This is a genomic window from Chitinophagales bacterium, from assembly GCA_017303835.1.
Lineage (GTDB): Bacteria > Bacteroidota > Bacteroidia > Chitinophagales > Chitinophagaceae > JAFLBI01.
This window is the reverse complement of record JAFLBI010000001.1, coordinates 1,156,367-1,180,733: the sequence shown is the minus strand read 5'-3', so window position 1 is coordinate 1,180,733 and position 24,367 is coordinate 1,156,367. Positions and strand designations below refer to the sequence as shown.

At 42.1% G+C, this 24,367-nt stretch carries 24 protein-coding genes and 1 other RNA gene; 15 read left to right on the top strand and 10 right to left on the bottom strand.

What is annotated here, in order from left to right:
* Positions 1-1,251, top strand: a complete 1,251-nt coding sequence (gene ilvA / locus J0L83_05365) for a threonine ammonia-lyase (protein MBN8663978.1) — start codon at positions 1-3, stop codon at positions 1,249-1,251.
* Between the two features lie 4 nt (positions 1,252-1,255).
* Here ilvA and J0L83_05360 read toward each other — a convergent pair whose 3' ends face one another.
* The gene (locus J0L83_05360) at positions 1,256-2,092 is read right to left on the bottom strand and encodes a hypothetical protein (GenBank protein MBN8663977.1); all 837 of its coding nucleotides are present in this window, start codon (positions 2,090-2,092) and stop codon (positions 1,256-1,258) included.
* Between the two features lie 111 nt (positions 2,093-2,203).
* Between J0L83_05360 and J0L83_05355 the strand changes: the two genes are divergently transcribed.
* The 3 genes from J0L83_05355 to J0L83_05345 are packed head-to-tail and all read left to right on the top strand — an operon-like array spanning position 2,204 to position 7,831.
* Complete coding sequence (locus tag J0L83_05355) at positions 2,204-3,322, top strand: DUF3667 domain-containing protein (GenBank protein ID MBN8663976.1); 1,119 nt, start codon at positions 2,204-2,206, stop codon at positions 3,320-3,322.
* A 4-nt stretch (positions 3,323-3,326) separates the two neighbouring features.
* Positions 3,327-4,094 carry a nucleoside triphosphate pyrophosphohydrolase gene (gene mazG / locus J0L83_05350; protein ID MBN8663975.1) on the top strand — a complete coding sequence of 256 codons (768 nt, stop codon included), beginning with the start codon at positions 3,327-3,329 and terminating at the stop codon, positions 4,092-4,094.
* Positions 4,091-7,831: a HAMP domain-containing histidine kinase gene (locus J0L83_05345; GenBank protein MBN8663974.1), complete on the top strand. Its 3,741-nt coding sequence runs from the start codon at positions 4,091-4,093 to the stop codon at positions 7,829-7,831. The genes mazG and J0L83_05345 overlap by 4 nt, the downstream gene beginning before the upstream one ends.
* Here the strand turns inward: J0L83_05345 and J0L83_05340 are convergent.
* The 4 genes from J0L83_05340 to rplU form a co-directional block, all read right to left on the bottom strand.
* Entirely contained in the window at positions 7,828-9,504 is a 1,677-nt protein-coding gene (locus J0L83_05340; GenBank protein MBN8663973.1) for a DNA polymerase/3'-5' exonuclease PolX, read from the bottom strand. The two genes, J0L83_05345 and J0L83_05340, sit on opposite strands and share 4 nt — an antisense overlap.
* Before the next feature lie 98 nt (positions 9,505-9,602).
* The gene (locus J0L83_05335; protein ID MBN8663972.1) at positions 9,603-9,794 is read right to left on the bottom strand and encodes a hypothetical protein; all 192 of its coding nucleotides are present in this window, start codon (positions 9,792-9,794) and stop codon (positions 9,603-9,605) included.
* Positions 9,795-9,866: 72 nt separating this feature from the next.
* Positions 9,867-10,133 carry a 50S ribosomal protein L27 gene (rpmA, locus tag J0L83_05330; protein MBN8663971.1) on the bottom strand — a complete coding sequence of 89 codons (267 nt, stop codon included), beginning with the start codon at positions 10,131-10,133 and terminating at the stop codon, positions 9,867-9,869.
* A 38-nt stretch (positions 10,134-10,171) separates the two neighbouring features.
* Complete coding sequence (gene rplU, locus J0L83_05325) at positions 10,172-10,477, bottom strand: 50S ribosomal protein L21 (GenBank protein MBN8663970.1); 306 nt, start codon at positions 10,475-10,477, stop codon at positions 10,172-10,174.
* Between the two features lie 180 nt (positions 10,478-10,657).
* Between rplU and J0L83_05320 the strand changes: the two genes are divergently transcribed.
* The 10 genes from J0L83_05320 (at position 10,658) to J0L83_05275 (ending at position 21,330) form a co-directional block, all read left to right on the top strand.
* Complete coding sequence (locus J0L83_05320) at positions 10,658-12,151, top strand: GH3 auxin-responsive promoter family protein (GenBank protein MBN8663969.1); 1,494 nt, start codon at positions 10,658-10,660, stop codon at positions 12,149-12,151.
* 56 nt (positions 12,152-12,207) lie between these two features.
* The gene (locus J0L83_05315) at positions 12,208-13,365 is read left to right on the top strand and encodes a 1-deoxy-D-xylulose-5-phosphate reductoisomerase (GenBank protein MBN8663968.1); all 1,158 of its coding nucleotides are present in this window, start codon (positions 12,208-12,210) and stop codon (positions 13,363-13,365) included.
* 13 nt (positions 13,366-13,378) lie between these two features.
* A complete protein-coding gene (gene rseP / locus J0L83_05310) occupies positions 13,379-14,725 on the top strand; it encodes an RIP metalloprotease RseP (protein ID MBN8663967.1) in 1,347 nt (448 codons plus the stop codon).
* A gap of 308 nt (positions 14,726-15,033) precedes the next feature.
* Positions 15,034-15,666: a response regulator transcription factor gene (locus J0L83_05305; protein ID MBN8663966.1), complete on the top strand. Its 633-nt coding sequence runs from the start codon at positions 15,034-15,036 to the stop codon at positions 15,664-15,666.
* A 12-nt stretch (positions 15,667-15,678) separates the two neighbouring features.
* Positions 15,679-17,577 carry a PAS domain-containing sensor histidine kinase gene (locus J0L83_05300; GenBank protein ID MBN8663965.1) on the top strand — a complete coding sequence of 633 codons (1,899 nt, stop codon included), beginning with the start codon at positions 15,679-15,681 and terminating at the stop codon, positions 17,575-17,577.
* Positions 17,574-17,966, top strand: coding sequence for a response regulator (locus J0L83_05295; GenBank protein MBN8663964.1), 393 nt, complete (start codon positions 17,574-17,576; stop codon positions 17,964-17,966). The genes J0L83_05300 and J0L83_05295 overlap by 4 nt, the downstream gene beginning before the upstream one ends.
* 50 nt (positions 17,967-18,016) lie before the next feature.
* Positions 18,017-18,389: a transfer-messenger RNA gene (ssrA, locus tag J0L83_05290) on the top strand.
* A 267-nt stretch (positions 18,390-18,656) separates the two neighbouring features.
* Positions 18,657-19,670 carry a hypothetical protein gene (locus tag J0L83_05285; GenBank protein MBN8663963.1) on the top strand — a complete coding sequence of 338 codons (1,014 nt, stop codon included), beginning with the start codon at positions 18,657-18,659 and terminating at the stop codon, positions 19,668-19,670.
* Positions 19,671-19,714: 44 nt separating this feature from the next.
* Entirely contained in the window at positions 19,715-20,773 is a 1,059-nt protein-coding gene (locus J0L83_05280) for a hypothetical protein (protein ID MBN8663962.1), read from the top strand.
* A gap of 47 nt (positions 20,774-20,820) precedes the next feature.
* The gene (locus tag J0L83_05275) at positions 20,821-21,330 is read left to right on the top strand and encodes a cupin domain-containing protein (GenBank protein MBN8663961.1); all 510 of its coding nucleotides are present in this window, start codon (positions 20,821-20,823) and stop codon (positions 21,328-21,330) included.
* Here the strand turns inward: J0L83_05275 and J0L83_05270 are convergent, their stop codons facing one another.
* Both J0L83_05270 and J0L83_05265 read right to left on the bottom strand, forming a co-directional pair.
* Positions 21,331-21,687 (bottom strand): hypothetical protein, encoded by a 357-nt coding sequence (locus tag J0L83_05270; GenBank protein MBN8663960.1) that lies wholly within the window; start codon positions 21,685-21,687, stop codon positions 21,331-21,333.
* Positions 21,687-22,226: a sigma-70 family RNA polymerase sigma factor gene (locus J0L83_05265; GenBank protein MBN8663959.1), complete on the bottom strand. Its 540-nt coding sequence runs from the start codon at positions 22,224-22,226 to the stop codon at positions 21,687-21,689. Before J0L83_05265 ends, J0L83_05270 begins: the two co-directional genes overlap by 1 nt.
* A gap of 96 nt (positions 22,227-22,322) precedes the next feature.
* Between J0L83_05265 and J0L83_05260 the strand changes: the two genes are divergently transcribed.
* Positions 22,323-23,117 (top strand): C40 family peptidase, encoded by a 795-nt coding sequence (locus J0L83_05260; protein MBN8663958.1) that lies wholly within the window; start codon positions 22,323-22,325, stop codon positions 23,115-23,117.
* Positions 23,118-23,171: 54 nt separating this feature from the next.
* Here the strand turns inward: J0L83_05260 and J0L83_05255 are convergent, their stop codons facing one another.
* From J0L83_05255 to J0L83_05245, 3 genes are read right to left on the bottom strand one after another with little or no spacing between them, the layout of a single operon-like run.
* On the bottom strand, positions 23,172-23,333 hold the full coding sequence (locus J0L83_05255; protein MBN8663957.1) for a hypothetical protein: 162 nt from the start codon (positions 23,331-23,333) through the stop codon (positions 23,172-23,174).
* Positions 23,334-23,382: 49 nt separating this feature from the next.
* A complete protein-coding gene (locus tag J0L83_05250) occupies positions 23,383-23,817 on the bottom strand; it encodes a sulfite exporter TauE/SafE family protein (GenBank protein ID MBN8663956.1) in 435 nt (144 codons plus the stop codon).
* On the bottom strand, positions 23,814-24,362 hold the full coding sequence (locus tag J0L83_05245; GenBank protein MBN8663955.1) for an inorganic diphosphatase: 549 nt from the start codon (positions 24,360-24,362) through the stop codon (positions 23,814-23,816). The genes J0L83_05250 and J0L83_05245 overlap by 4 nt, the downstream gene beginning before the upstream one ends.
* Between the last annotated feature and the right edge of the window lie 5 nt (positions 24,363-24,367).

Sequence of the window (24,367 nt, the reverse complement as noted above, 5' to 3'; positions counted from 1 at the left end):
ATGCAAACCCTAGTGCAACCGGCATTGGATTTTGAAGCAGCCAAAAAAAGGGTGGCAGCTGTTGTGCGGAAAACTCCGCTCACTTATAGCCAAACCCTGAGTAAAAAATACGGTGCGCATGTATACCTGAAAAGAGAAGACTTGCAAGTTGTCCGTTCTTACAAGTTAAGAGGCGCATATAACCTCATGTGTGCATTGGATCAGCAAACCATTGCCAATGGAGCTGTATGCGCCAGTGCGGGCAATCATGCACAGGGTTTCGCCTATTCATGCAAAGCATTGGGTGTAAGGGGGGTGATTTTTATGCCGGTGATTACACCCAAACAGAAAATCAGACAAACTATTATGTTTGGCGACGGCTGCGTGGAGATCGTACTCAGTGGTGATACATTCGATGATTGCGCTACAGCAGCTAAAGCTTATGCAAGCAAGCATGAAATGGTCTTTGTGCCACCCTTTGATCATCCGGCAAGTATTGAGGGACAAGCAACAGTTGCCGCAGAAGTGCTTGAGGAGCTACCTCAATTCGATTACCTCTTTGTACCGGTTGGTGGTGGTGGTTTAGCGGCGGGTATGGGTACTTATTGTGCCACTTTTGCGCCGGCAGTAAAAATTATTGGTGTAGAACCTGCAGGTGCTCCATCAATGAAAAATGCTTTAGATTATGGTGCACCAGTTACCCTGGACGATATTGATCGTTTTGTAGATGGTGCATCGGTAAAGCGGGTAGGCGAACTGACTTTCCAATACTGTAAAGAAGTGTTGGATGATATGTTATTGGTGCAAGAAGGTGCTGTTTGCTCAACCATACTGAACCTCTACAATGAGGATGCAATTGTAGTGGAACCTGCAGGAGCTTTAGCCATTACTGCATTGGAGCAATACGCAGATAAGATTGCGGGTAAAACAGTTGTTTGTGTGGTTAGCGGTAGTAATAACGATATTGATCGCATGCAGGAGATTAAAGAAAGATCACTGCAGTATGAAGGATTAAAACATTATTTCCTCATCAGCTTTGCACAAAGACCAGGTGCATTGAAGGATTTTGTCAACAATGTACTTGGTCCGAATGATGATATCACTCGTTTTGAGTATATGCAGAAGCACAATAAGGAAACCGGGCCTGCATTAGTAGGTATTGAATTGAGTAGGAAAGAGGATTATCACCCACTCTTAGAAAGGATGCTGGCTTATCAAGTAGATTATACTGAAATCAATAAAGACAATCAGCTTTTCAGCTATTTCGTATAAAAGTCTATTTCTCCATCTTGTATTGATAGAGGATAGTTGCAACTAGCTGCTTTTGTTTATCAAAGCAATATTCTTTTTCTTTTAGACCGTTGGCTAGATACTGATATTTCCAGACAAGGTATGCAGGACCATTGCCCATTCTTTGGGTTAAAGTAGCTATCTGTCCTTTCTCATCGAAGTCGAAAAGCAAATCAGGTAAAAGCTTGCTCGCGCGTTGATCAAACCGAACGATATCTGTTAGCTGGTTTTTGGAGTCGTAGTAATAATAATAGGTTTCAATCAGTCTGTTCTTTCTTTTCCATCTTTCTTCCACTACCTGTCCGCTTGAGTCTTTGATGAATTCTATAATGGTTGTATCGGTAACATTTCTGATATTCAGCATTTGTGCAGGTAAGCCTGCAGCATCATAGGTCCATAAATGGGACTCTGCTGCACCTTTTTTCAAAGAAGTATCATTGGTGCTGGAGTTTATCCTAATCAATCTGCCTTTCTCATCGTATTGATAATCTGTTCTTACTTCCATGCCCGGATAGGCAGTTTCATTTCTTCGAATCTTATTGTTGAAAAAAGTGGTTTTGGTGAGTGTTGCACGCCCATCAGTAGTAGCGGTTTTGGTAATCAGGGTACGACCATCTTCAGCCAGCTCTTCTTCTAATAAAAAGCCTGCAGTCGGCTCATTATTGGCATCAAGGCTCTTGGCTACAATCTTGATTACTTGGTTCTTTCTGAGGTTGGCAAAACGTTTGCTGGCTTGGGTTGTAGCCAGAATATCGTTGTAGTAATACTGTGCTTCAGTTCCTGAAACCAATAAAACCAGGCATAATCCTACCAAAAGACGCATAATTCCCTGTTTGTATCAAAGTAAGGGCATAATTCTGAACAAAAAAGCGCATGTTCATAAGATGCCCGAGTTCAAGCAGATTGTTCATTATTTTTAGACAAATATTCACAGGTGTCACATCTTAAAGAAAGAAAGGACAAAGATTGTCTTAATTGCGGTGCCCAGGTGCAGGGCCGTTATTGCCATATCTGCGGTCAGGAGAATACAGAGCCTCATGAGTCATTCTGGGCCTTGATCCAGCATTTCATTTTTGATCTTTTTCATTTTGATGGTAAGTTTTTTGAATCTGTAAAATACTTGCTGTTCAGGCCTGGGTTTCTTACCAAGGAATACATGCGGGGTAGAAGACTCGCTTATCTGAATCCTATTAGGATGTACATTTTTACCTCGGCTATTTTCTTTCTGTTAATTTTCAATTTTTTTACCTCAGGATTGAATGAAGAGTTTGAAGAAGGCAGAAGAAAAGAAATGGCTTTGCAGACGGCTCGGTTGGCATTAGCCAATGAGAAAAATCCGGCGAAAATTGATTCATTAAAAAATGTAATTGCTGAAGCTGATTCATTCTTGGTTGACTTAAAAGAAGCAGGTTTTGTTGAAACTGGTGCTGATTCAATCAAAAGAGTTCAGAATTCAAGAAATGACAGTTTGAGAAGAAATAAGGTGGGAATTGGTCTTAGTAAAGATCTTGCGTCAAGTGTTGCTGAATACGATTCAATTCAAAATAGTTTGCCAGAAAGCAAGCGGGATGGCTTTTTCCGTAAATATGTACGCAGAAGAGCTGCAGCGCTGAATGATAAGTATAGAGGACGCCAACTTGAAATGTGGGAGAAAGTTACCGATAAGAGTATTCACTCATTACCCGCCATGATGATGATCAGCCTACCTTTCTTTGCATTCATTCTGTTTATGCTGTATGTACGTAATAAGCAACTCTTTTTTGTGGATCACTTGATTTTTACCCTGCATTTGTATATAGCGCAATACATTAATCTACTGTTACTTTTAGCTATCGGCTCCTTAGGAGAACTCTCTGGCTGGTCTATATTCAGTTGGCTCATGATTATTCAGTTTCTACTCATCTTTTTCTATTTGTATAAATCAATGCGGAACTTCTATGGGCAAACTAGGTTTAAAACTATAGTCAAGTATGCTATCCTGAATTTCTGGCTCCTGATAATTTTCAGTTTCTTATTTATTTCTATGGTGGTGAATTCACTACTGTCAATCTAATTTTATGTCTGTAGAGCAAGCTTTTTTGAAACTGGTGAAGATTATGGATGAACTGCGTGAGCAATGTCCATGGGACAAAAAGCAAACCATTCATTCCCTCAGGCCAATGACTATTGAGGAAACCTACGAGTTGGCTGATGCTATTACTGCTGAAAACTGGCAGCATATCAAAGAAGAATTGGGTGATCTGATGTTGCATGTACTTTTTTATTCCAGAATTGGTAAGGAACAGGCACAATTTACCTTACAGGAAGTACTGGAGGGTATTGCGCAGAAACTCATTGTACGGCACCCGCATATTTATGGTGATGTACAAGTGAATGATGAGGAAGATGTTAAGCGCAATTGGGAAAAGATTAAAATGAAAGAAGGGAAAGATTCCGTGCTTAGTGGTGTGCCAGTGTCGCTTCCCGCCGTTGTTAAAGCTACCCGTATTCAGGAAAAAGCCAAACAGGTAGGTTTTGAATGGGAGAAGAAGGAAGATGTGTGGTTGAAAGTACAAGAGGAAATGCAGGAGCTGCAGGATGAAGTTGCCAAGGGCGATTCTGCCCGAATAGAAGCAGAATTTGGCGATGTTTTATTCAGCCTTGTTAATTATGCACGGTTTTTGCAGGTAGACGCAGAGGGTGCGCTGGAACGCACCAACCAGAAATTTATAGCGAGATTCAAAAAGATGGAACAGGTGGCTAAAGCCGGTGGTCAGTCCTTGGCTGATATGTCGCTCAGTGAAATGGATGCCATCTGGAATCAGGTTAAAAAAGAAATCGTTTGATTACTGTTATCCGAAAATCACTGTATCAGCACGCATATCTGCTTATTGCAGCAGCCTGGCTGTATACCATATCCTTTCTGGCTGTTAACTACTGGAACTACAATACGGCTGAGAATAGGGTACAGGATAAATTACAGAAGCGATTACATGCATTTGAATCCTTTATGGACCAGCAGCTGCGCGATGAGCAGTCTTTGAAAGCACTGATTTCTTTTCCACCGGATAAAACTGTTAAGCAAAATTTGCTCAATCAGGCTTATGGCTTATTTGTGTATCAATTGCCAAAAGACGGTTCCAAAGCAAATTTGATTTTCTGGAACAATAGCAGGTTTTACATCAACTATGAAGAAATCGCCCATCGGAATGGTATTTTTTTCACGACACATCAAAATGGCAGTTTCGTCATCAGAAGAGAACAGAAGCAAATAGCAGATAAAAGTATTGTCATCATTGGTGTTCTGCCGGTTCGCTGGGACTACTTTATCGAAAACAAGTATTTACGTGCTGGATTTGAAGGGTTGCCTAATCTTGAAGGTTTATTCGATGTATCTCTATCTGATCAGGGTCTCCCGGTTAAAAGCCAATCAGGCAGCACAGTTTATTATGTGCAGCAAAAAGAGCGTCAGGCTGTAATTCCTTATGATAACCTGACTATCATTTTGAGAACTATTGCCCTTATTTTGTTATTAATCAGTATCAACCTGATTGCTTCAGATATTGTTAGGGAAATCAGTTTTCAGAAAGGTTTTGTTTTTCTATCTGTAACGGCCATCGTCCTTAGATTGCTTTTGTATCCAAGAAGCAATCTATTTTTTAAGCTAAACCGTGTTCCTTTATTTGACCCCTCTATTTATGCATCAAGTACGATACATCCATCGCTTGGTGATTTGTTAATCAATTCCATTCTACTCTATTGGATAATCGGGTTTTATCGGACTGGTTTTTTTAATAAGGATTGGCAGTTTGGAAAGTATCGGAAATTGTTTCCGCTGATAAGCGTTGTAATGTTAACCATTGCAGCACTCAGTATTACCAGAGTCATCAATACAATGGTGATCGATTCCAAAATTTCATTTGATGTAGATAATTTCTTCAGCTTAGATCAATACACTTTAATTGGTTTCCTGATTCTTTGTTTTCTGGTGCTTGCCTTTTCGAGATTATCAAAGATTTTACTTAGACCGGCAATAGAGACCAATACCGGATTCGCTGCTGTTAGTCTTTCCGTTGCGATTACGGGTCTTTTATGGATTAGTTTTTTACGCCAGCAAATAGCCATAGATATACTAATCACGATTTGGATGATTGGCTACGCCGGATTATTTTATGCTTTCAAGCAAGACCTCTATACAACTTTACCTAAATCACCGAATTTCATACTTCGGGTATTGATTTTTGCTGCTTCAGTTGCAGGTATTGTTATGTATCAGAATAGGCAGGTGGAGTTTGCGCAACGAAAGCAGAATGCCTACCGTTTGTCCATTCAGTCTGATCCATCTGGCGAACATTTATTGAGTTTGGCTACAGCTAATTTTGATCCCAATTTTTTAAGTGAGCAATTCTATCGCTTTACTACAGAGTATTCAAGTCGGTACCTGAAGGATAGTATTACCGCGGAAAATTTTTCTGGGTATTTGAATAAATACGATTCCAGAATCTATGTTTACGACTCCTTGTATAAGCCTTTGTATAATGATGATTCTACTTCATATGGTGAATTGAAAAGTGTGCTGATTAACCAGGCGAGAAAAACAGATATTGACAATCTCTATGTGTTTACTCGTGATAGCAGGCAGCATTTTATATACGCTCAAACAATTGCTCTTCCGGGGAAGAATTCAGTACAGGGATACCTATTTGTCTTAGTTAATCCTAAGCGGTATAAAAGTGAAGCACTCTATCCGGAATTGTTTACACAGGCACAAAACTTATCTGCTGACCTGAATACAAGTGATGCTTATGCTGTGTATAGTAATGGAAGATTATTGAATCATTTTGGTGATTATGCCTTCCCTTCAGAAATAGCGGCGAATCCGAAAGTGTATTATGAGTATAAAGAGATTGTGAATGGAGGTTACAATGAACTTTGGTATAATGCCGGTAACCAGAAACAGGTTGTTATCGTTAAAAAGCGGGAATGGCTTATTGAATTCTTTACATTAATCGCTTACATTTTCTGTTCTTTCCTCTTTATCATGTTTTTATTTAGGGCAGGTAGTTTTCTTGTGCAAAAGCAATTACGTATTCAGCCCAGGGATTTGCTGAATCAGCTAACGATCAGGACTCAAGTACATACGACCATCATTTTCCTGAGTATTTTCTCATTTATAATAATTGGTATAGTTACCATTTCCTTTTTTATCATCAGGTTTAACCAGGGTAATCAAGAGCGCCTTTCCAGAGCCATTCAAGTGATGTCTAATGAAATTGCTAGTAAGGTTGAATCTGAACTGCAGTTTGATGATGTGATTACCCTGAATGATCAGGGCTTTAATGTGGCTTTAGAGAAGACCATTGCAGAAATTTCTGATATACATAATGTGGAGGTCAACTTTTTTGATACTACGGGTAGCTTGAAAGTTTCTACTCAGCCATATGTGTACAATAAGCATTTACTGAATGAGAAAATGGAACCCACAGCATTCATGCAGTTGCATGATATGAAGCAGATTAGGTTTGTGCAGGAAGAGCAGGTAGGGAATTTCTCTTATCTAAGTATTTATGTACCAGTCAATAACGAAGCTGGAAAGCCTTATGCTTACTTGAATATTCCATACTTTAATTCGCAGTCTGAACTGAATCAAGAGATATCTGGTTTTTTGGCTACCCTAATCAACCTGAATGCATTTATTTTTCTGATTGCTGGTTCTTTGGCCTTTTTCTTAACCAACCGTATTACCGCTTCATTTCAGTTTATTGCTAATAAGATGCGGGCAATTGCATTAGGGAAAGACAATGAAGCGATTGTCTGGAACAGACGTGATGAGATTGGTTTGCTGGTGAATGAGTATAACAGGATGTTGAAGAAGCTGGAGGATAGTGCAGCAGCATTAGCAAGAAACGAGCGAGAGGATGCATGGCGCGAAATGGCCAGACAGGTAGCGCACGAGATCAAGAATCCGCTTACACCAATGAAGTTGAGTATTCAGTACCTGAAGCAGTCTATAGACAGCAATGCGCCTAATGTGCAGGAATTGAGTGCAAGGGTTGCGCAGACGCTTGTTGATCAGATTGATCAGCTGGCTAAGATTGCCGGAGATTTTTCTCAGTTTGCCAATATCGGTAATTCAGCCCCAGAACTTATTCAACTGGATGAAGCTGTGGAAGCAACAGTACAATTGTATCGTACCAATCAGAAGCTAATTATTCAAGTCAACAATCAGGAAAGTGGTATGCAGGTGCTAATGGATAAATTACAATTGAATCGAATGCTCACGAATTTGCTGCAGAATGTTGTGGAAGCAGGGGAGAAACAAGAACAGATTAACATTGAGGTGGCATTGAGCAAGGTGCAGCAGTGGGCTTATATTACCATTACTGATAATTGTGGCGGAATTCCTTTTTCACTTAGACAAAAAATCTTCACGCCCAACTTTACGACCAAAACTTCCGGTACTGGTTTAGGCCTTGCAATTTGTAGGGGCATTGCCGAACAAGCAGGAGGAACCATCGTGCTGAAGCATTCAGACAATATGGGTTCTGCATTCCAGATCCAGCTACCACTAGCTACGCCTTAAGGTCTTTTCCTGTTTTGCTGTGCGATGAATGCTGTAAATGCTTCTAATGAATAGCTGCTGAGGTTGTTTTCCTTTGACAAGCCCGCTTTCTGTGCTACCAATACACCATACCTGCAATCGGCATAACCTTCAATGGCATGTGCATCCGGATCAATGGAAATCAACACACCTTTAGACAAAGCATAATCAATCCAACGCCAGTCGATATCCAATCTTCTTGGGTGGGCATTGAGTTCAATCACCACCTGATTGGCCGCGCAAGCGTCAATGATTTTGTGATGATCTAATGGGTAACCATTTCTGCTTAGTAAGAGTCTTCCTGTCATGTGTCCAAGAATATTGGTGTAGGGGTTCTCAATTGCTGCAAGCAGTCTCTGCATGGCTTTCTCCTCACTCATCTTCAAATTGCTGTGCACAGATGCAATGACCAGATCAAACTGAGCAAGTATATCAGCTGGGTAATCAAGACTGCCATCACCCAGAATATCGCTCTCAATGCTCTTGAAAATGCGAAAGCCATTGTATTGTTTGTTAAGGCTATCAATTTCCTGATGCTGTGCCAGCACACGCTCAATCTGTAAGCCATTCGCATAAGCTGCAGTCTTGCTATGGTCACTAATGACTAAGTATTGTAAACCTGCGGCAATAGCAGCATCCGCCATTTCTTTAATGCTGTGCACACCATCACTCCATTTGCTATGGCTATGGATGATACCGCTGATATCGTTTGGTTGAATGAGTTGAGTAAGATTGCCCGCTTTTGCACGATCAATAATAATTGCGGTTTCTCTTAGTGCAGGCGCTATGTAACTGATGGATGCAGCATCAAAAATGGCAGTTTCATCGGGGTAGTTACTAGCTGCCCATGCAGGGAAAGTTTTATTCCAATGATCCAGAAACTCCGCTGACGCTGTAGTTATGAAAAGTTGTTTCGCCCAATCTTCTACTGTGGTATAATAAAAGCATAGGCGGATATTTTCCGGTCCCTTAAGCATAATTTTCGCAGCGGAACTTTCTATCACTTCATAAGCAATACCTGTATAGAATGCTTCAATATCACCCAACGGGGTAGTGCTCAGCCAATCAACCTGGTCAATCACTTCCAATTGCCTTCTAAATGCGCCAGTCAGCTCGAATTGTCCATTTGGGAATTGCTTACTCAACTGATCCGTCATTCCAAGGGCATATGCTTCTACCTGTTGGTATAGATAACTTCCCTGTGTGCCCATGTAAAATTCTATGGCTTCTTTAATGTTTTGCTGCGTCTTTTCACCAAAGCCTTTATAAAGCATTAACCTGTTTTCATTGCAGGCATAGAGCAATTCACCCAGTGACTCCATCTCCATCTCTTTCCAGATGGTGGCAATTTTCTTTGGCCCTAGTCCTTTGATTTGCATCATTTCCAGAATACCCGCCGGTGTTTTGGCGAGGTAGTCTTCCAATGCTTGCATCTTACCACTTTGTAAGATTTCCATAATCTTGGTAGCAGTGGCATCACCAATTCCCTTAATGGAAGCAATCTGTGCAGGAGCCAGACTACTTAATGGCGCAGGTAATTTTTCTATGGTATAAGCTGCTGTTGCGTATGATTTAGCACGGAAAGAATTATCTCCATGGATGTCCATGAGTTTGGACAAGAGTGAGAACTGGTCGGCAATGGCGTAATTATCCATAGCGCAAATGTAACCGTTCGGTGAAAAGTGAGAAGGGGATAAAAGAAAAAGTCCCGGATATTATCCAGGACTTCAAATTATTCGGCTGTTGAGAAGAATTACTTCTTAGCAGCTTTCTTAGCGGCTTTCTTAGCAGCCTTCTTAGGAGCAGCTTTCTTAGCAGCCTTCTTAGGAGCGGCTTTCTTAGCAGCTTTCTTAGGAGCGGCTTTCTTAGCAGCTTTCTTAGGAGCGGCTTTCTTAGCAGCTTTCTTAGGAGCAGCTTTCTTTGCAGCTTTTTTTGCTGTTGCCATGTTTTTAAGATTTAATGGTTAGTAAATACGCATTAAAAATAAAAACATTTTTCAATCTGCAAAAAATTTTTTTTATGCAGTAGCTTCAACGGGCTGTACAGAAACGGTTGTTTTGTCGTTGCGACCCTTGCGGAATTCAACAACACCGTCTGCTAATGCGAACAGAGTAAAGTCTCTGCCTACACCTACGTTCTTACCAGGATGGTATTGTGTACCACGCTGACGAACGAGTACATTACCTGCAGCTGCAGGCTGACCACCATATATCTTTACACCGAGACGCTTGCTTTGTGAGTCGCGACCGTTCTTTACACTACCTTCACCTTTTTTGTGTGCCATGACGCAAAAGATTTAATGTTTAAATACTAGCAGAGCAATTAGGCAATGCTTTGAATCTTGATTTGAGTATAATGGGTTCTGTGACCACGCTTCTTGCGGAAGCCCTTTCTTCTTTTCATCTTAAAGGCGATCACTTTATCACCCTGTACCAGATCATTTACGATCTCTGCTGTAACAGTTGCCTTAGCAGCACTGCCTACAGAAACGGTACCGTTATTATCTACCAGCAGCACTTCACTGAATGCTACTTTGTCACCGGTTTTGCCCTGCAGGTGAGGAACATACAGGCTTTGACCTTCCTGTACCTTGAATTGCTGACCTGCGATTTTTACAACTGCTAACATACGATTCCAAAAATTAGGACGGCAAAGGTAGCTAAATCCAACTGAATTCAACAACTATTTTTCAACAATTCCTTCGGCTTTTGCCGCTTGTCCGGTTTCGGGGCAAAATTGCTTTTTTTTGGCTGTTTTTCAACAGCTTAACCCGTTACATTTGTTCCACTTTAAACGGCGCTGAACATGATGAACCTGAAATCCCTGCTGGCAAGGCCGTTTGCGGGATACATATATAATAAGATTAAGAAGGGTATGGATACCGCGGTAGAAGACCAGGAATCCATCCTCAAGCATCTCATAAAGGTCGGGAAATCAACCAGTTTTGGAAAGGATCATGGCTTTTCAAGCATCAGTTCTTATGCTGATTTTGTGAGGCAAGTGCCCATCCGCGACTATGAGCAGTTCAAATCCTATATCGAGCTGGTCAAGGAAGGGCGCCACAATATCCTCTGGCGTGGTAAACCTATTTATTTTGCCAAAACAAGTGGTACCACCAGTGGGGTAAAATATATTCCCATCACCAAGGATTCTATTGGTAATCATATCAATACAGCGAGAAATGCGCTCTTGTGCTATATGGCGCAAACCGGTAATTATGATTTCGCCAGTGGGCGGATGATCTTCCTAAGCGGTTCACCCGAGCTGGAAAGAGTGGGCGGTATCCCAACAGGCCGCTTAAGCGGTATCGTTAACCACCATGTGCCAGCCTACTTGCGCGCCAACCAGTTACCTAGTTATGAAACCAATTGTGTGGAAGACTGGGAGACCAAGCTCGATAAAATTGTTGCCGAAACTGCCGATAAGAACATGACCCTGATCAGTGGTATTCCACCCTGGATGCAGATGTATTTCGATCGATTACAGGAAAAGACTGGCAAGAAAGTAGGAGAGCTCTTCCCCAATTTCAATGTCATGGTACAGGGTGGGGTCAATTTCGAGCCCTATAAAGCCAAGTTATTTGAGAGTATTGGTCGCAAACCGGATGTAATTGAGTTATTCCCCGCCAGTGAAGGCTTTTTCGCTTTTCAAGACAGCCAAACAGAGCCTGGCTTATTGCTCAATACCAATTCAGGTATCTTCTTTGAATTTGTTCCGGCCGGAGAAATTTTCAATGAAAACCCCACACGTCTGCAATTGAAAGATGTGGAGCTAGGCGTAAACTATGCACTCATCATTAGCAGCAATGCAGGATTATGGGCCTATAATATTGGTGATACGGTGAAGTTTGTAAGCACCAAACCCTATCGGTTGATCGTCAGTGGCCGTATCAAGCACTTTATCTCAGCTTTTGGTGAACACGTGATCGGAGAGGAAGTGGAGGCGGCCATGCTCAAAGCATGTGCGGCAACCGGTGCAACCGTAACTGAGTTTACAGTAGCACCTAAAATTTCTCAGACCAAGGGCCAGAGTTACCATGAATGGTTTATTGAGTTTGAACAGCAGCCCACTGAAATGGAGCATTTCAGAACTATACTGGATCAGGCATTACGCGAAAAGAATGTGTACTATGACGACCTGATCTCCGGAAATATCCTGGATGTTTTGCATATTAGTCCGATTCGTAAACATGGATTTATTGATTATATGAAGAGCATTGGTAAGTTGGGTGGACAAAACAAAGTACCCCGCCTGAGTAACGATAGAAACATTGCCGATGCACTTCAGTCATTTATACAATAGTGCGGATGCATCCTGTATCTTTACACACTTCCTAAAAAGAAACAAGCGTAACCCGAATGACGCATAAACGTATTGCCATATTTGGCTCAACAGGTTCCATCGGCACACAGGCCCTGGATGTGATTGCTGCCAATCCCGATCTTTTCTCCGCCGCTATCTTAACCGCACAGAGCAATGATGAATTGCTAATCAAGCAGGCTTTGCAATTCAAGCCTGATACTGTTGTGATTGGTGATGAGAAAAAATACCAGAACGTAAAAGACGCTCTGGCATCTACCAATATTAAAGTAATGGCTGGTGAGAAGGCTTTGGAAGAAGCTGCAGCCATGGACAATTATGATATGATGCTGGCTGCCATTGTTGGTTATGCCGGATTAAAACCTACCCTGCAGGCTGTGCAGAAGGGCAAAGCCATCGGTCTTGCCAATAAAGAAACACTAGTAGTAGCAGGTGATATTGTGATGGAAACCGCACTGAAAAATAAGGTACCGGTTATACCTGTAGACAGTGAGCACTCAGCCATCTTCCAGTGTCTGGTAGGTGAGGGTAGAAATAAAATTGAAAAAGTAATCCTCACAGCTAGTGGCGGTCCTTTCTTAGGTAGGAAACCAAATTTTTTGGTGAATGTAAAACGTGATCACGCATTGCAGCATCCAAACTGGAGTATGGGTGCAAAGATCACAATCGATTCCGCTACGCTGATGAATAAAGGTCTGGAGATGATTGAAGCCAAATGGCTTTTTAACCTACAGCCCGAGCAGATTCAGGTGATGATTCACCCACAGAGTATCATTCACAGTATGGTACAGTTTGAAGATGGCAGTATCAAAGCACAGATGGGTTTGCCTGATATGAAATTGCCCATTCAATATGCCATGGCATTTCCTCAGCGTATTGCAAACAATTTTCCCCGCTACGATTTCAAGAAGCCCAATACACTCACTTTTGAAGAGCCTGATATTAAAACCTTCCGCAACCTTGCATTAGCAATGGATGCATTAAACAGAGGTGGCAACATGCCCTGTGTGTTGAATGCAGCTAATGAAATTGCCGTGTATGCATTTCTCCGTAATCGTATCGGTTTCTTAGACATGACAGAAGTGGTTGAACAAACCATGCAAAAAATTCCTTTTATAGAAAAGCCTACGCTGGAAGCTTATTTTGAAAGCGATGGCGAAGCCAGAAGTTTTGCGGCTTCACTTATTCATATGTAATTGATCAGTAATGATGATGTTATTAGCAATTGACTGGGCCAGTATTGGTATCAAAACAGCACAATTCATTTTGTCTTTTTCTATTCTCGTGGTACTGCATGAGCTGGGCCACTACCTGCCGGCGAAATGGTTCAAGTGCCGCGTAGAAAAATTTTATCTTTTTTTCGATCCATGGTTCAGCCTTTGGAAAAAGAAAAAAGGTGAAACAGAATATGGCCTGGGATGGATTCCATTCGGTGGCTATGTGAAGATTGCCGGTATGATTGATGAAAGCATGGACAAAGAGCAGCTGAAAAAACCTGCTGAGCCATGGGAATTCAGAAGTAAGCCGGCTTGGCAAAGACTCATCATCATGGTTGGTGGTGTGTTTGTGAATGTTGTGCTCGCTATTGCCATTTTTATTGGTATCATGTGGGTGTGGGGTGAGGAATACCTGCCGATGAAAAATGTACAGTATGGCGTGTATGCAGATTCACTGGCTAGAAAAATTGGTATTCAGGATGGCGATATGATCATTGCTATGGATGGAAAGCCTGTTGAAAATTTTGGTACACTGGAAGCTGAAATGATTCTGAAGGATGCCAAAACCCTAATAATTTCCCGCAATGGTGAAAACAAGACCATTAATGTTCCTGATGGATTTCTGAAAGCCCTGAACAAGAACAAATTGATGGGCTTTGTTGGTGTGCGTTATCCAACCATCATTGATTCAGTTGCGAAAACAGCTGTCTTTACAAAAGATAAATTACAAAAAGGGGATACCCTGATTGCCTTGAATGCAAAACCTGTACACTTTTATCATGAATTTCTACAGGCCAAGAAACCCTATGCAGATTCCATCATTGCTTTAACCGTGATACGTGGAACGGATACAGTGGAAGTTAGAAGTCTGGTTAACAAAAAAGGTTCTGTTGGTTTCTTTGCCAAGAGTCCTTTGGAAATGTTTGGTACAGTTACCAAGACCTACACATTTACAGAATCGATTCCTGCAGGTTTCAAGCGTTGCTTTGAAACATTAGATCGATATGTAACGGGTATCAAGCAAATTTTCACAGGTAAAGTAAGTGCAAATGATTCACTGGGTAGTGTGATCAGTATCGGCAATACATTTCCTGGAGTATGGGATTGGGAAAGATTCTGGACATTAACGGCTATCTTCTCCATCATACTCGCCTTCATGAATATTTTGCCTATTCCTGCATTGGATGGGGGACATGCGCTCTTCACCATCATTGAAATGATCACAGGTAGAAAGCCTAGTGATAAGTTTATGGAATATGCACAGATGGTAGGTATGGTCTTATTGTTAGGCCTCATGGCGTATGCACTAGGATTGGATTTCTGGCGCTTATTGAAATAGATTTTTACCGCATAAAAGCATCACCCCTCATTTGAGGGGTTTTTTATTGCCCGCATATCGGGCATTTTTGTGTTGTCAATATCCAAGAAACCAAACGGCTAAGCCGTCATTTAAAATCCAATTTCCGGGGAAGCCCCTCACAAGGAATCCAATATCCTTTTGAAAAACCAGTTCTTTAGAATCCAATGTGTCCAATATCCTTAGAACGACCTTCAATGGTCTGATGAATCCTTTCCGGGTTGGCCAGAAAATGTTCCCGTTTTAAAAACCAATATCCTGGAACCACCTGCTTTATCTATATTCGATATATGATAACTGTAGGCATCATAGAAGACGACCCCTCATTACGGTTCAACCTGGAAGGATTCATTAAAATGGAAAAGGATCTTGTGATCACTTTTTCGTTCAATAGCGTAGAAGCGTTTTTAGAACGAAGAAATGATTTGCAGGAACCTTTTATTGTTTTCTGCGATCTCGGCCTGCCGGGTATCTCCGGTTTGGAAGGGATTACCTATATCCGTCAGATATGGTCTGAAGCCCATCTGGTGGTGATGACAGGAAACGATGATGAGGATGTGATCTTCGACTGTATCCAGCGAGGCGCCAACGGGTATATCCTCAAGCCTTTCCGGATTGATGAGTTGCTGAATCAGATCAATATCATCCGCAATGGCGGGGCCCTCATCGCACCGCAGGTGGCATCTAAGCTATTCAGAAGAATACAGAAGCCAAAAGATACACAGGAAGACGACATGATGAACGGCCTTACAGCACGTGAGAAAGATGTGGTGAATGAATTGCTGAAAGGGCTTACGTATAAAGAGATCGCATTTGTGCTGGGCATTTCGGTGACCACCGTAAACGATCATCTGAAAAATATTTATCAAAAAATGGGTGTCCGAACGAAATCGGAACTCATTGCCAAAGTGCTGAAACGCTAAACCACCAAATGGATGGTAAACCAGGAGCAAACATATTTACCAGGTCAATCAGGAGAACAATACCAGTTTCTCCTTAGTTTGCTCAATCACCCCATATTTATCGAAAATGCTGATAGAAAAGCGGAGTTTGTGAACCCCGCTTTTTGCGCTTTGCTTGGGCCAGATTTTAGTCCGGATAAATTATTAGGTGCAGATGCCAAAACCCTGCATATGCTCATGGGCATGCAGTGTAAGCACCAGGAAGCATACACCAACGCAGTGAACGAAGCTGTGATGTCGGGTAAAGCTGAAACTGGTGTGCCTACCGAGTTAAAGAATGGGCGCTTTCTGCATCGAGATTATTTTCCTTATTTCTCAGGTGAGCAGCTAAGGGCCCATATCTGGATTTATCAGGATGTAACACCTTTACATCAGGGTGCAGACAGCCTGAAGCATGAGCGTACACAATTCATGCAGGTATTGTCCGTAATTCCAGCCGATATAGCAATTTTTTCGCCCGATCATCGTTATGAGTTTGTCAATCAATCTGCTGTGCAGGATCCCGGTATTCGTTCCTGGATCATAGGTAAGAACGATCTTGAATATTGTGCTTATCGCGGCAAGCCGAAAGAATTGGCAGAACAAAGGGCGCAATATTTCCAGCAGGCATTAACGCGTAAAGAAGTGGTAAGCTGGGAGGAAGTGCTCAGGGATGCAAAAGGAGGCGAGCATTATTATGAACGTACTTTTTATCCCCTGCTCTCTGAAACAGAAGAAGTAGCGTCGGTGCTCATGTTTGGGCTGAACATCACTGTTCGCAAGCAACAGGAGCAGCAACTGGCTATCGCACATCAGCGTTACTTGAAAACGCTGGATAACCTCAATGAAGCCGTGCTGATGGCAGATGGCGAACTCAAAACCTATTTCATTAATGATGCATGGCGTGGCAGCTTTGGTAAAACACTGGAGCAGGCGCGCAATGGAATTATTTTTGATCTGATTGCTTTAGGTAATTATGAGTTTTATCGTCAGGTATTTAGTGTGCTTTCCGGCTTTACAGAAAATGTGCAGGGCAGAATTGATATTAAAGACAAAGCAGGCCGCAAGCGCTGGTTTAAATATAAGATCAGTCCGGGCATGCGCGAAGGAGAACAAAAAGGTATTTTGGCAACATTGAACGATATAACGGAACAAGTGCATATGGAAGAAAACCTCTTAGAGGTAGTGAAGAAGCAGAAGGAGTTGAATGACCTCAAGTCTGCTTTCGTCAACATGGTGTCGCATGAATTGCGTACGCCACTGGCGGTGATTTCTTCCGGTGCAGAGATCATGCAGATGATGTTGCAGGCGGGTAGGCCGAAGGAAGACATGGAAGTGTATACCCAGCAAATTATCAATGAGGTGGAGAAGATGACTGCCTTCATGAATGATCTGCTGATGGTGAGTAAGATTGAAGCCGGTAAAATTGATTTTAGGCCAGAGCGTGTTTCACTGGAGCAGTTCATCAAAGAATTGGCAGCTGAGCGTTATATGCCTTGGAAGGATGGTCGTCAACTGAGCATTCAATCAAAAGGTTTGTTGCGTGAAATTGGTATCGATAAAAAGATGTTCCGCCATGCTTTACAGAATGTAGTGGAAAATGCATTTAAGTATTCATCTGGCAAACCTGCACCCAGATTACATATCCGTTACAGCAATACCTACTGTACAATTTCCGTAGCAGATAATGGTATTGGTATACTGTCAAGTGATATCAAAGAATTATTTACTTCGTTTACCCGCGGTAAGAACACGGGTAATATTCCAGGAACAGGGATTGGCTTAGTGGTGGTGAAATATTTTATTGAACAGCACGGTGGCTTTGTTGCTGTCAAGAGCAAAGCCAATGAAGGTGCTGTGTTCATGATTAAAATACCTTATTTACCAGCATGAGTCAGCAAGCAAGAATATTGGTGGTAGATGATGAACTGCCTTTGCTGAACAATATCACGTCCATTTTAGAATTATTCGGCTTTCAATGTATCCGCGCCAATTCCGGATACGAAGGTTTGATACAAGCTATCGCAGAGCAACCCGATCTGGTGGTTTGTGATGTGATGATGCCCGGTATTGATGGTTATGGTTTACTGAAAATGCTGCGCAACTATCCTGCAACGAAAAATCTGCCTTTTATTTTTCTGACTGCTTTGGCTGATGTCATCGATCGTAAAAAGGGTATGGAACATGGGGCTAATGCTTATTTAACAAAACCCTTCAATACCAAGGAATTGGTTGATTTGGTCAAGTTGGTCTTAGCAGATCCAACACAGTTTCGTTTGTAACAAGTTTCCCAGAAATAGAAACAGTATATTTGCGGTTCTTCCGTAACCATGGGGTCGTATTGGTTTTGACAGCATTGGTGCCGGTAAGTGTAAGCATGCCGTGCGTTGCGTAATTAGCACGTAAATCTGAATACGCGAACTACAAATGGCAATACACAGTATGCCATGGCTGCCTAATCAGTGATTAAGTAGTCATTAGGGCCGCCGGGCAGGTTCGCCACTTACCACGCCCCGCCGCCGACTCAAACCAAACAGTGGCTGCTGCAGTACAAGGCTGTGCGTACTGCTTAAGCACATACAGCTAAGGTGTCTGTTGGTTTGCTCCGGTCCTGCAGATGCCCGACAAACAATCCAGAGATAAGCATGTAGAAAGCTTATTGTTGCTATGTTTGGACAGGGGTTCGACTCCCCTCGACTCCACCTCACTACGCCCGCCTCGCTTAAGCCTTCACTATGGCTTTGTGAGGCGGGCTTTTTTTAGGAAGTATTGATGGGACTTGCCTGAGCATTATGTCAAGCTCTGGCTTTATACGACGTTTTTCATACTGATTCCTATAAGACTGAATAACCGGATACTTACAACCAAGTATTGGTAAAACGATTGCATTTGTTAGTAAGCAGATCGTATTGATTAATCTGCTTCTAAAACCAGATTCACAGCCAATACTTTTACTGCACTAACCTTTCAACATGAAGATTCCTTCGCTATTGCTGTGGGGCATGGCATGTATTGCCCTTACGTCTTGTAAGAAAAATGATGCAAATACTGGCTCAGCCAAAAAACTATATGTAGCAGGTACTGTAGATGATGCCAATGGTGTAAATACAGCTCGCTATTGGATTGATAGTACCAGTAAACAAGTAGGGCCCTCAGGTGCCTATGTATTGGACATGGCTGTTGCTGAAAAGAATGTGTATGTGCTTACGCTTGAAGGCAGAACTACTGGTGATTTTTATACCATCTACAAAAATGGTACACAGCTGTATGAATTCAGACAGGATACTACGGTGATCAGTAAAATTGCTGTTTTAGGCAATGATATATACATAGCGGGATCTCGTTACCAGAACAGTTTACCTTACTATCGTGCATCGGTTTGGAAAAACGGCGTGTTGCATTTCAGAGATAACAGCATTTTAGAAACACTTGCCAGTGGAATTGCCCTGAATGGCAGTACTGTTATTGTATGTGGAAGAGAAGCCAACATAAGTAGTGGCGTTGTGGCTGGCAGATATTGGGTAAACGGTACTGCAACAACAGTTCCTGATTCTTATGAGTTGTATAGTGTTACAGCAAGTGGAAGTGATGTATATACGGCCGGTGTTATACCAGGAACGAATCAACCAGCTTACTGGAAGAATACGAGTAAAACCCAACTTCAATCTGCTGGTCAGGTAGGCTACGCTAGTGGAATTCAGGTTGTTGGTTCGGATGTCTATGTTTCAGGATATGAGTTTGTCAGTAGTAGATATCAACCACGACTATGGAAGAACGGGCAATACCAGAGTTTAGAGAATACCTACAATCTAGGTGGTGTAGCATATGGTCTTTTCATTGATGGTAGCGACGTATATGTTGCCGGATACGTGAGGCATGCACAGGGTGCTGGTAACCAAGTGGCTGTATTTTGGAAAAATGGCACCATGAAAATGCTTGGCAATTTTTCAACCTGGTCTGAAGCAAATGCTATATCAGTACAATAGCCATTATAAAAATTCTATCCACTTATTATTCAAAAAATATTATTATGCGTCATCTGATTGTGTTACTGAGTTTGGTGCTCTTGTTCGCTGCTTGTAAAAAAGAGGATAAACCAACTTCATCTATTAAGCCTTATTATGTGCTGGGTATTCAGGAAAATAGTTCCTTTCTTGGATCAGCTGTTTTGTGGAAAGACTCTACGCGAACAGTAGTACAGGCAGATGAAGGTAATTATGCCCGTCCTATTGATATGCAATTGGTGGGCAATGATGTGTATGCATTGGTGAGTCATCGTGGCAGTACCGGTGCAAGGGTATTCAGGGTATTGAAGAACAGTACAGTGCTTTTCGATATACCGTATGCAGATAAGGACATATTCGCAATCGCAGTAAATGGAGCAGATGTATACCTTGTTGGCTATACAGCCATTGCCAATAGCGCTCCGCCATATGCCAGAGCAACTATCTGGAAAAATGGAACGCAGAGTTTCATTGGCCCTTCCGATAAATATACTGCGATGACGGATGTTGTATTTGCCAATGGTAAGTTGCAGGCACTCGGAACAGAATGGGATTTAGCCCCAACCAATAATTTTCTTACAAAGATATGGACCGACGGTGTGGCTACCACTTTTACAACCGATTGTCAGGATCCAGTATCATTGGTGGTTGAGGGAAGTGATACATATGTTTTAGGTTATACAAAAAATAATTACAGGGCAGCATATTGGAAGAATGGCACAATGGTAAATGAGCTTGCGGCAACACCGGGTGTGTTTAGTTCGCCGCAGGGTAGAAACATGGTAGTGAAAGGACAGGACGTATATGTTGCAGGCCATGAGAATATCACGATTAATACCAGCGGCGTACCCTTTGCCAGATATTGGAAAAACGGCGTAGCGACCAATCTTACCAATCCTTTTGGTGAGCGTAGGTCATACGGCTATGATATTGCAGTGGATGGTACGGACGTATATGTGGTGGGTAGTGCCGATTTTGCAGACTCCGGTATTAGAACAGTTGCGATGATGTGGAAGAACAATACGCCCATCCGTTTGGGAACGGTGGGCAGTTATTCGGAAGCTTTTCGGGTTGCCATTAAGTAAATAAGGACACTCGTAAAGAATTACAGAAATTCGCAGAAAGCTTTTCTATGTCTGCGCATGTTATACAGGAATTGGTTCAAACATATGGTTTATTGCCGCATCCGGAAGGGGGCTATTATAAAGAAACCTATCGTTCAAAAGATACTGTAGCAAGTGGCAGTGGCATGATTCGCTTCGGGGGCGAAAGATCCATGTCCACTGCCATTTATTTTCTGATTACCGCAGGTAATTTTTCTGCATTCCATCGCATTAAAAGTGATGAAATCTGGCATTTCTATACAGGTGGTGCTTTGATGGTGCATGTGTTATATGAGGATGGTCGTTATGAGCAAATAAAGGTGGGGAATAATCCGGCAGCAGGAGAAGTCTTTCAGGCCGTGGTACCAGCCGGGGCTTGGTTTGCATCAGAGTGCGCACCTGAGAGGGATTTCAGTTTTGTGGGTTGTACCGTTTCGCCCGGTTTTGATTTTGCAGATTTTGAATTGGCCTATGCAGATGTATTAATGAAAAGCTTTCCTGAACAGGCAGCATTGATTCAGCGCTTATGCCGGCAATAATTATTGCTTGTAATAGGTGTGAATGACCCAATATGCCAGTATTGATAACAATAGCAGTATCACCACCGCTTGAATAATCCAGCCTTCATTCTGGATAGGACGTTTTGTTCTGGGTGCCTTCTTATTTCTTGTATCGTATTGCAGACGTGCGTTAAGCTCTTGTACCGCAGATTGTATGCTTTGCGTACTACCCATTTGCTGCAAACCTTCCATCGCATCATCCAGCATGGGTAAATCAGCCATCTGTCTCTCCACCGCATGAATTTCTTCAGGCGTAGCCCTCCCTGCAGCATAACGAAGCAGCACTTCCTCAGAAATGGGCTGGTCATCTGGTAATATGGAATTCCATTCGGCCATCAGCCTTGTTTCATTTTTTGTTCTATCAACAAACGTAAGTTCCTTTTGCCATTCTGGATATGACTTTTCACTTGTAATAAACTATAGCCGGTTGTATCCGCTACTTCCTGATAACTCTTTTGTTGAAGGTAAAATAAAGTTACACAGGTTCTTTGTGCATCGTTCAATTCTTCCAGACATGCTTCCATGGTGTGCAAAGATGTATCCTTGAAAGTATGGAGCTGTTTGTCTGTTTCTTCATACACCAGGCTTTTCTGTTCTTCAACAGGCAGGTGGATGTTTCTGTCGCGTAATTGCATCAGACAATGATTGCGTGCAATCATGTATAACCAGCTCTTGAAATATGCCACTTCATATTTTTCCAATTCAGTGATGGCTTTTAAAAAGACTTGCTGTACTGCATCCTTAGCGGCTTGTTCATCTTTCAGATATTTCATGCATACGCCGAGCAATAGCATGGTATATCGTTGCAGGAGAATACCCAGCCATGCATTATCACTGCTTTGCTTGAATTGCCAAAGCAATTCTGTATCAGTCATATGATCATACCTGCTGTCTTTCACAAAAGAAATGTACTGCTTTTTTGATAGATGCACAGCCGCTGAAATTCCATAACTTACAATAGAATTTGCTGTATGGAATATGCTGCTTGTATTGTACCTGTTGCCCCCCTGTATACAGCTGCGCAACCAACTGCTGAAATGTGCAGTCAGTTATTATTTGGTGAAACTGTACAGCTTTTAGAAACTAGTCATACTTTTTCAAGAATCCGTTTATTGTTCGATGGCTATGAAGGTTGGTGCCTTAGCAATCAACTTGAACCAATAGATGAAATACCGGCCTTACGCCAAACCAATTTGCTAAATGGTGATCTCTGGCGAGAAATTAGTTTTCAGGAACAGCCGATGCAGATGCCTTTTGGCGCACCATTGAATTTATTTGATCATGGAAAGGCGCAGATTGGACGCTATCAGGTTGTTTATGAGGGCCGATTCTGGAATAGTTCTATGGCGCACGAGAATAAAGAAACTATCCGATGGGTTGCGGATAAATATTTGAATGCACCTTATCTCTGGGGCGGACGATCACCATTGGGCATAGACTGCAGTGGCTTTGTGCAGCAGGTCTATCGTTTTATGGGTATTCAACTGCCACGTGATGCATATCAACAAGCAGAACTTGGTGATAGTATTGGTTTTCTCCAGGAAGCCCATTGTGGTGATCTGGCTTTTTTTGATAATCCAGAAGGGCGTATCGTGCACGTAGGTTTGTTATTGAATGATCATCAGGTAATGCATGCTTATGGTCGCGTGCGCATTGATTATATAGATCATCAGGGTATTGTAAATAGTGAATCTGGTGAACGCACACATCGGTTAAGGATTATTAAGCGATTACACAAAGTGTTGGAAACAGAATATGATGTATAGAAAAATCCCCCTGCATTGCTGCAAGGGGATTGGTATATTCAAATCATTAGATACTTAAATCAGGTCCATGCCCAAAGCGAAATAGGTAGTTGCACCAGGCAGGGCCAACCAGAAGAATGGACGGAATGTTGGGTCCCAAAGCATGTACAGCATGATTGCGGTCCAGATAAAACAGTAAACCCAGTACTTGGTTCTTGATTGTTGTTGAGCTTCCATTGCATTCAGAATTTGCGCAAAGATAGGGGGGCGGGTTTATTTTGGAAAATCAGGTTTTATGGATTTTTTCAGACTGGCCAGGCAGTGTTTCTGCGGTTTTCTTAGGCTTATCCAGAAACAGCATTTTTAAGGAAAGCAGGAGCAGAATTATGGCAAAAACCTTTTTCAACATGAGGTCTGATAAGGATAACGCCAATTTACTACCGAAGTAACTACCCAGCGCAAAGCCCAATGCTACCAGCCCAACTACTCTCCAATCCACATAACCTTGTTTGTAATATTGAATAACGCCTAATAAACCTACGGGTAATAGCAAGATGGCCAGCGAATTCCCCTGTGCTGCTTTCTGAGAGAATGCCAGAAGGTAAACCAATGCTGGCACAATGAGGATACCCCCACCAATGCCAATCAGTCCACTAAGCATGCCCGCTGCCAATCCGGTAATCAGCAGTAGCAGGATGGTATTGGTATCCATTTTGATCATGCTTTTTTGCCGAAAACTTCTTTGTAATAGTCGATAGCTTCGGTTACAATTTTTAATGCAGAAGTTTTATCTCCAAACTCTTCCACTACTACGGTTTTGTTCTCGAGTTTCTTGTACTCTTCAAAGAAATGTCTCAGTTCTTCAAAGAAATGGGGTTGCAATTCTTCAATATTGTTATAATGGTTCACAGAAGGATCGTGTGCAGCAACTGCTATCAGTTTATCATCTGCATCACCACTGTCTACCATCTGCATCACGCCAATTACTTTGGCTTCCATGAGGGTGAGTGGTTGTACAGCCAAGGAAGTAATAACAAGGATGTCCAACGGGTCCTTATCACCTCCATAGGTTTGCGGAATAAAGCCGTAATTAATGGGGTAGTAGAATGAAGAATAGATAACCCTGTCTAATTTCAATAAACCACTGTCCTTATCAATTTCATATTTGCAACGTGAACCTTGTGGTATTTCAATAATGGTGTTCACGACTCTTGGGGCGTTGGCTCCGGGGTGGATGCCATGCCAGGGATGTAATACGGTTAACATAGTTG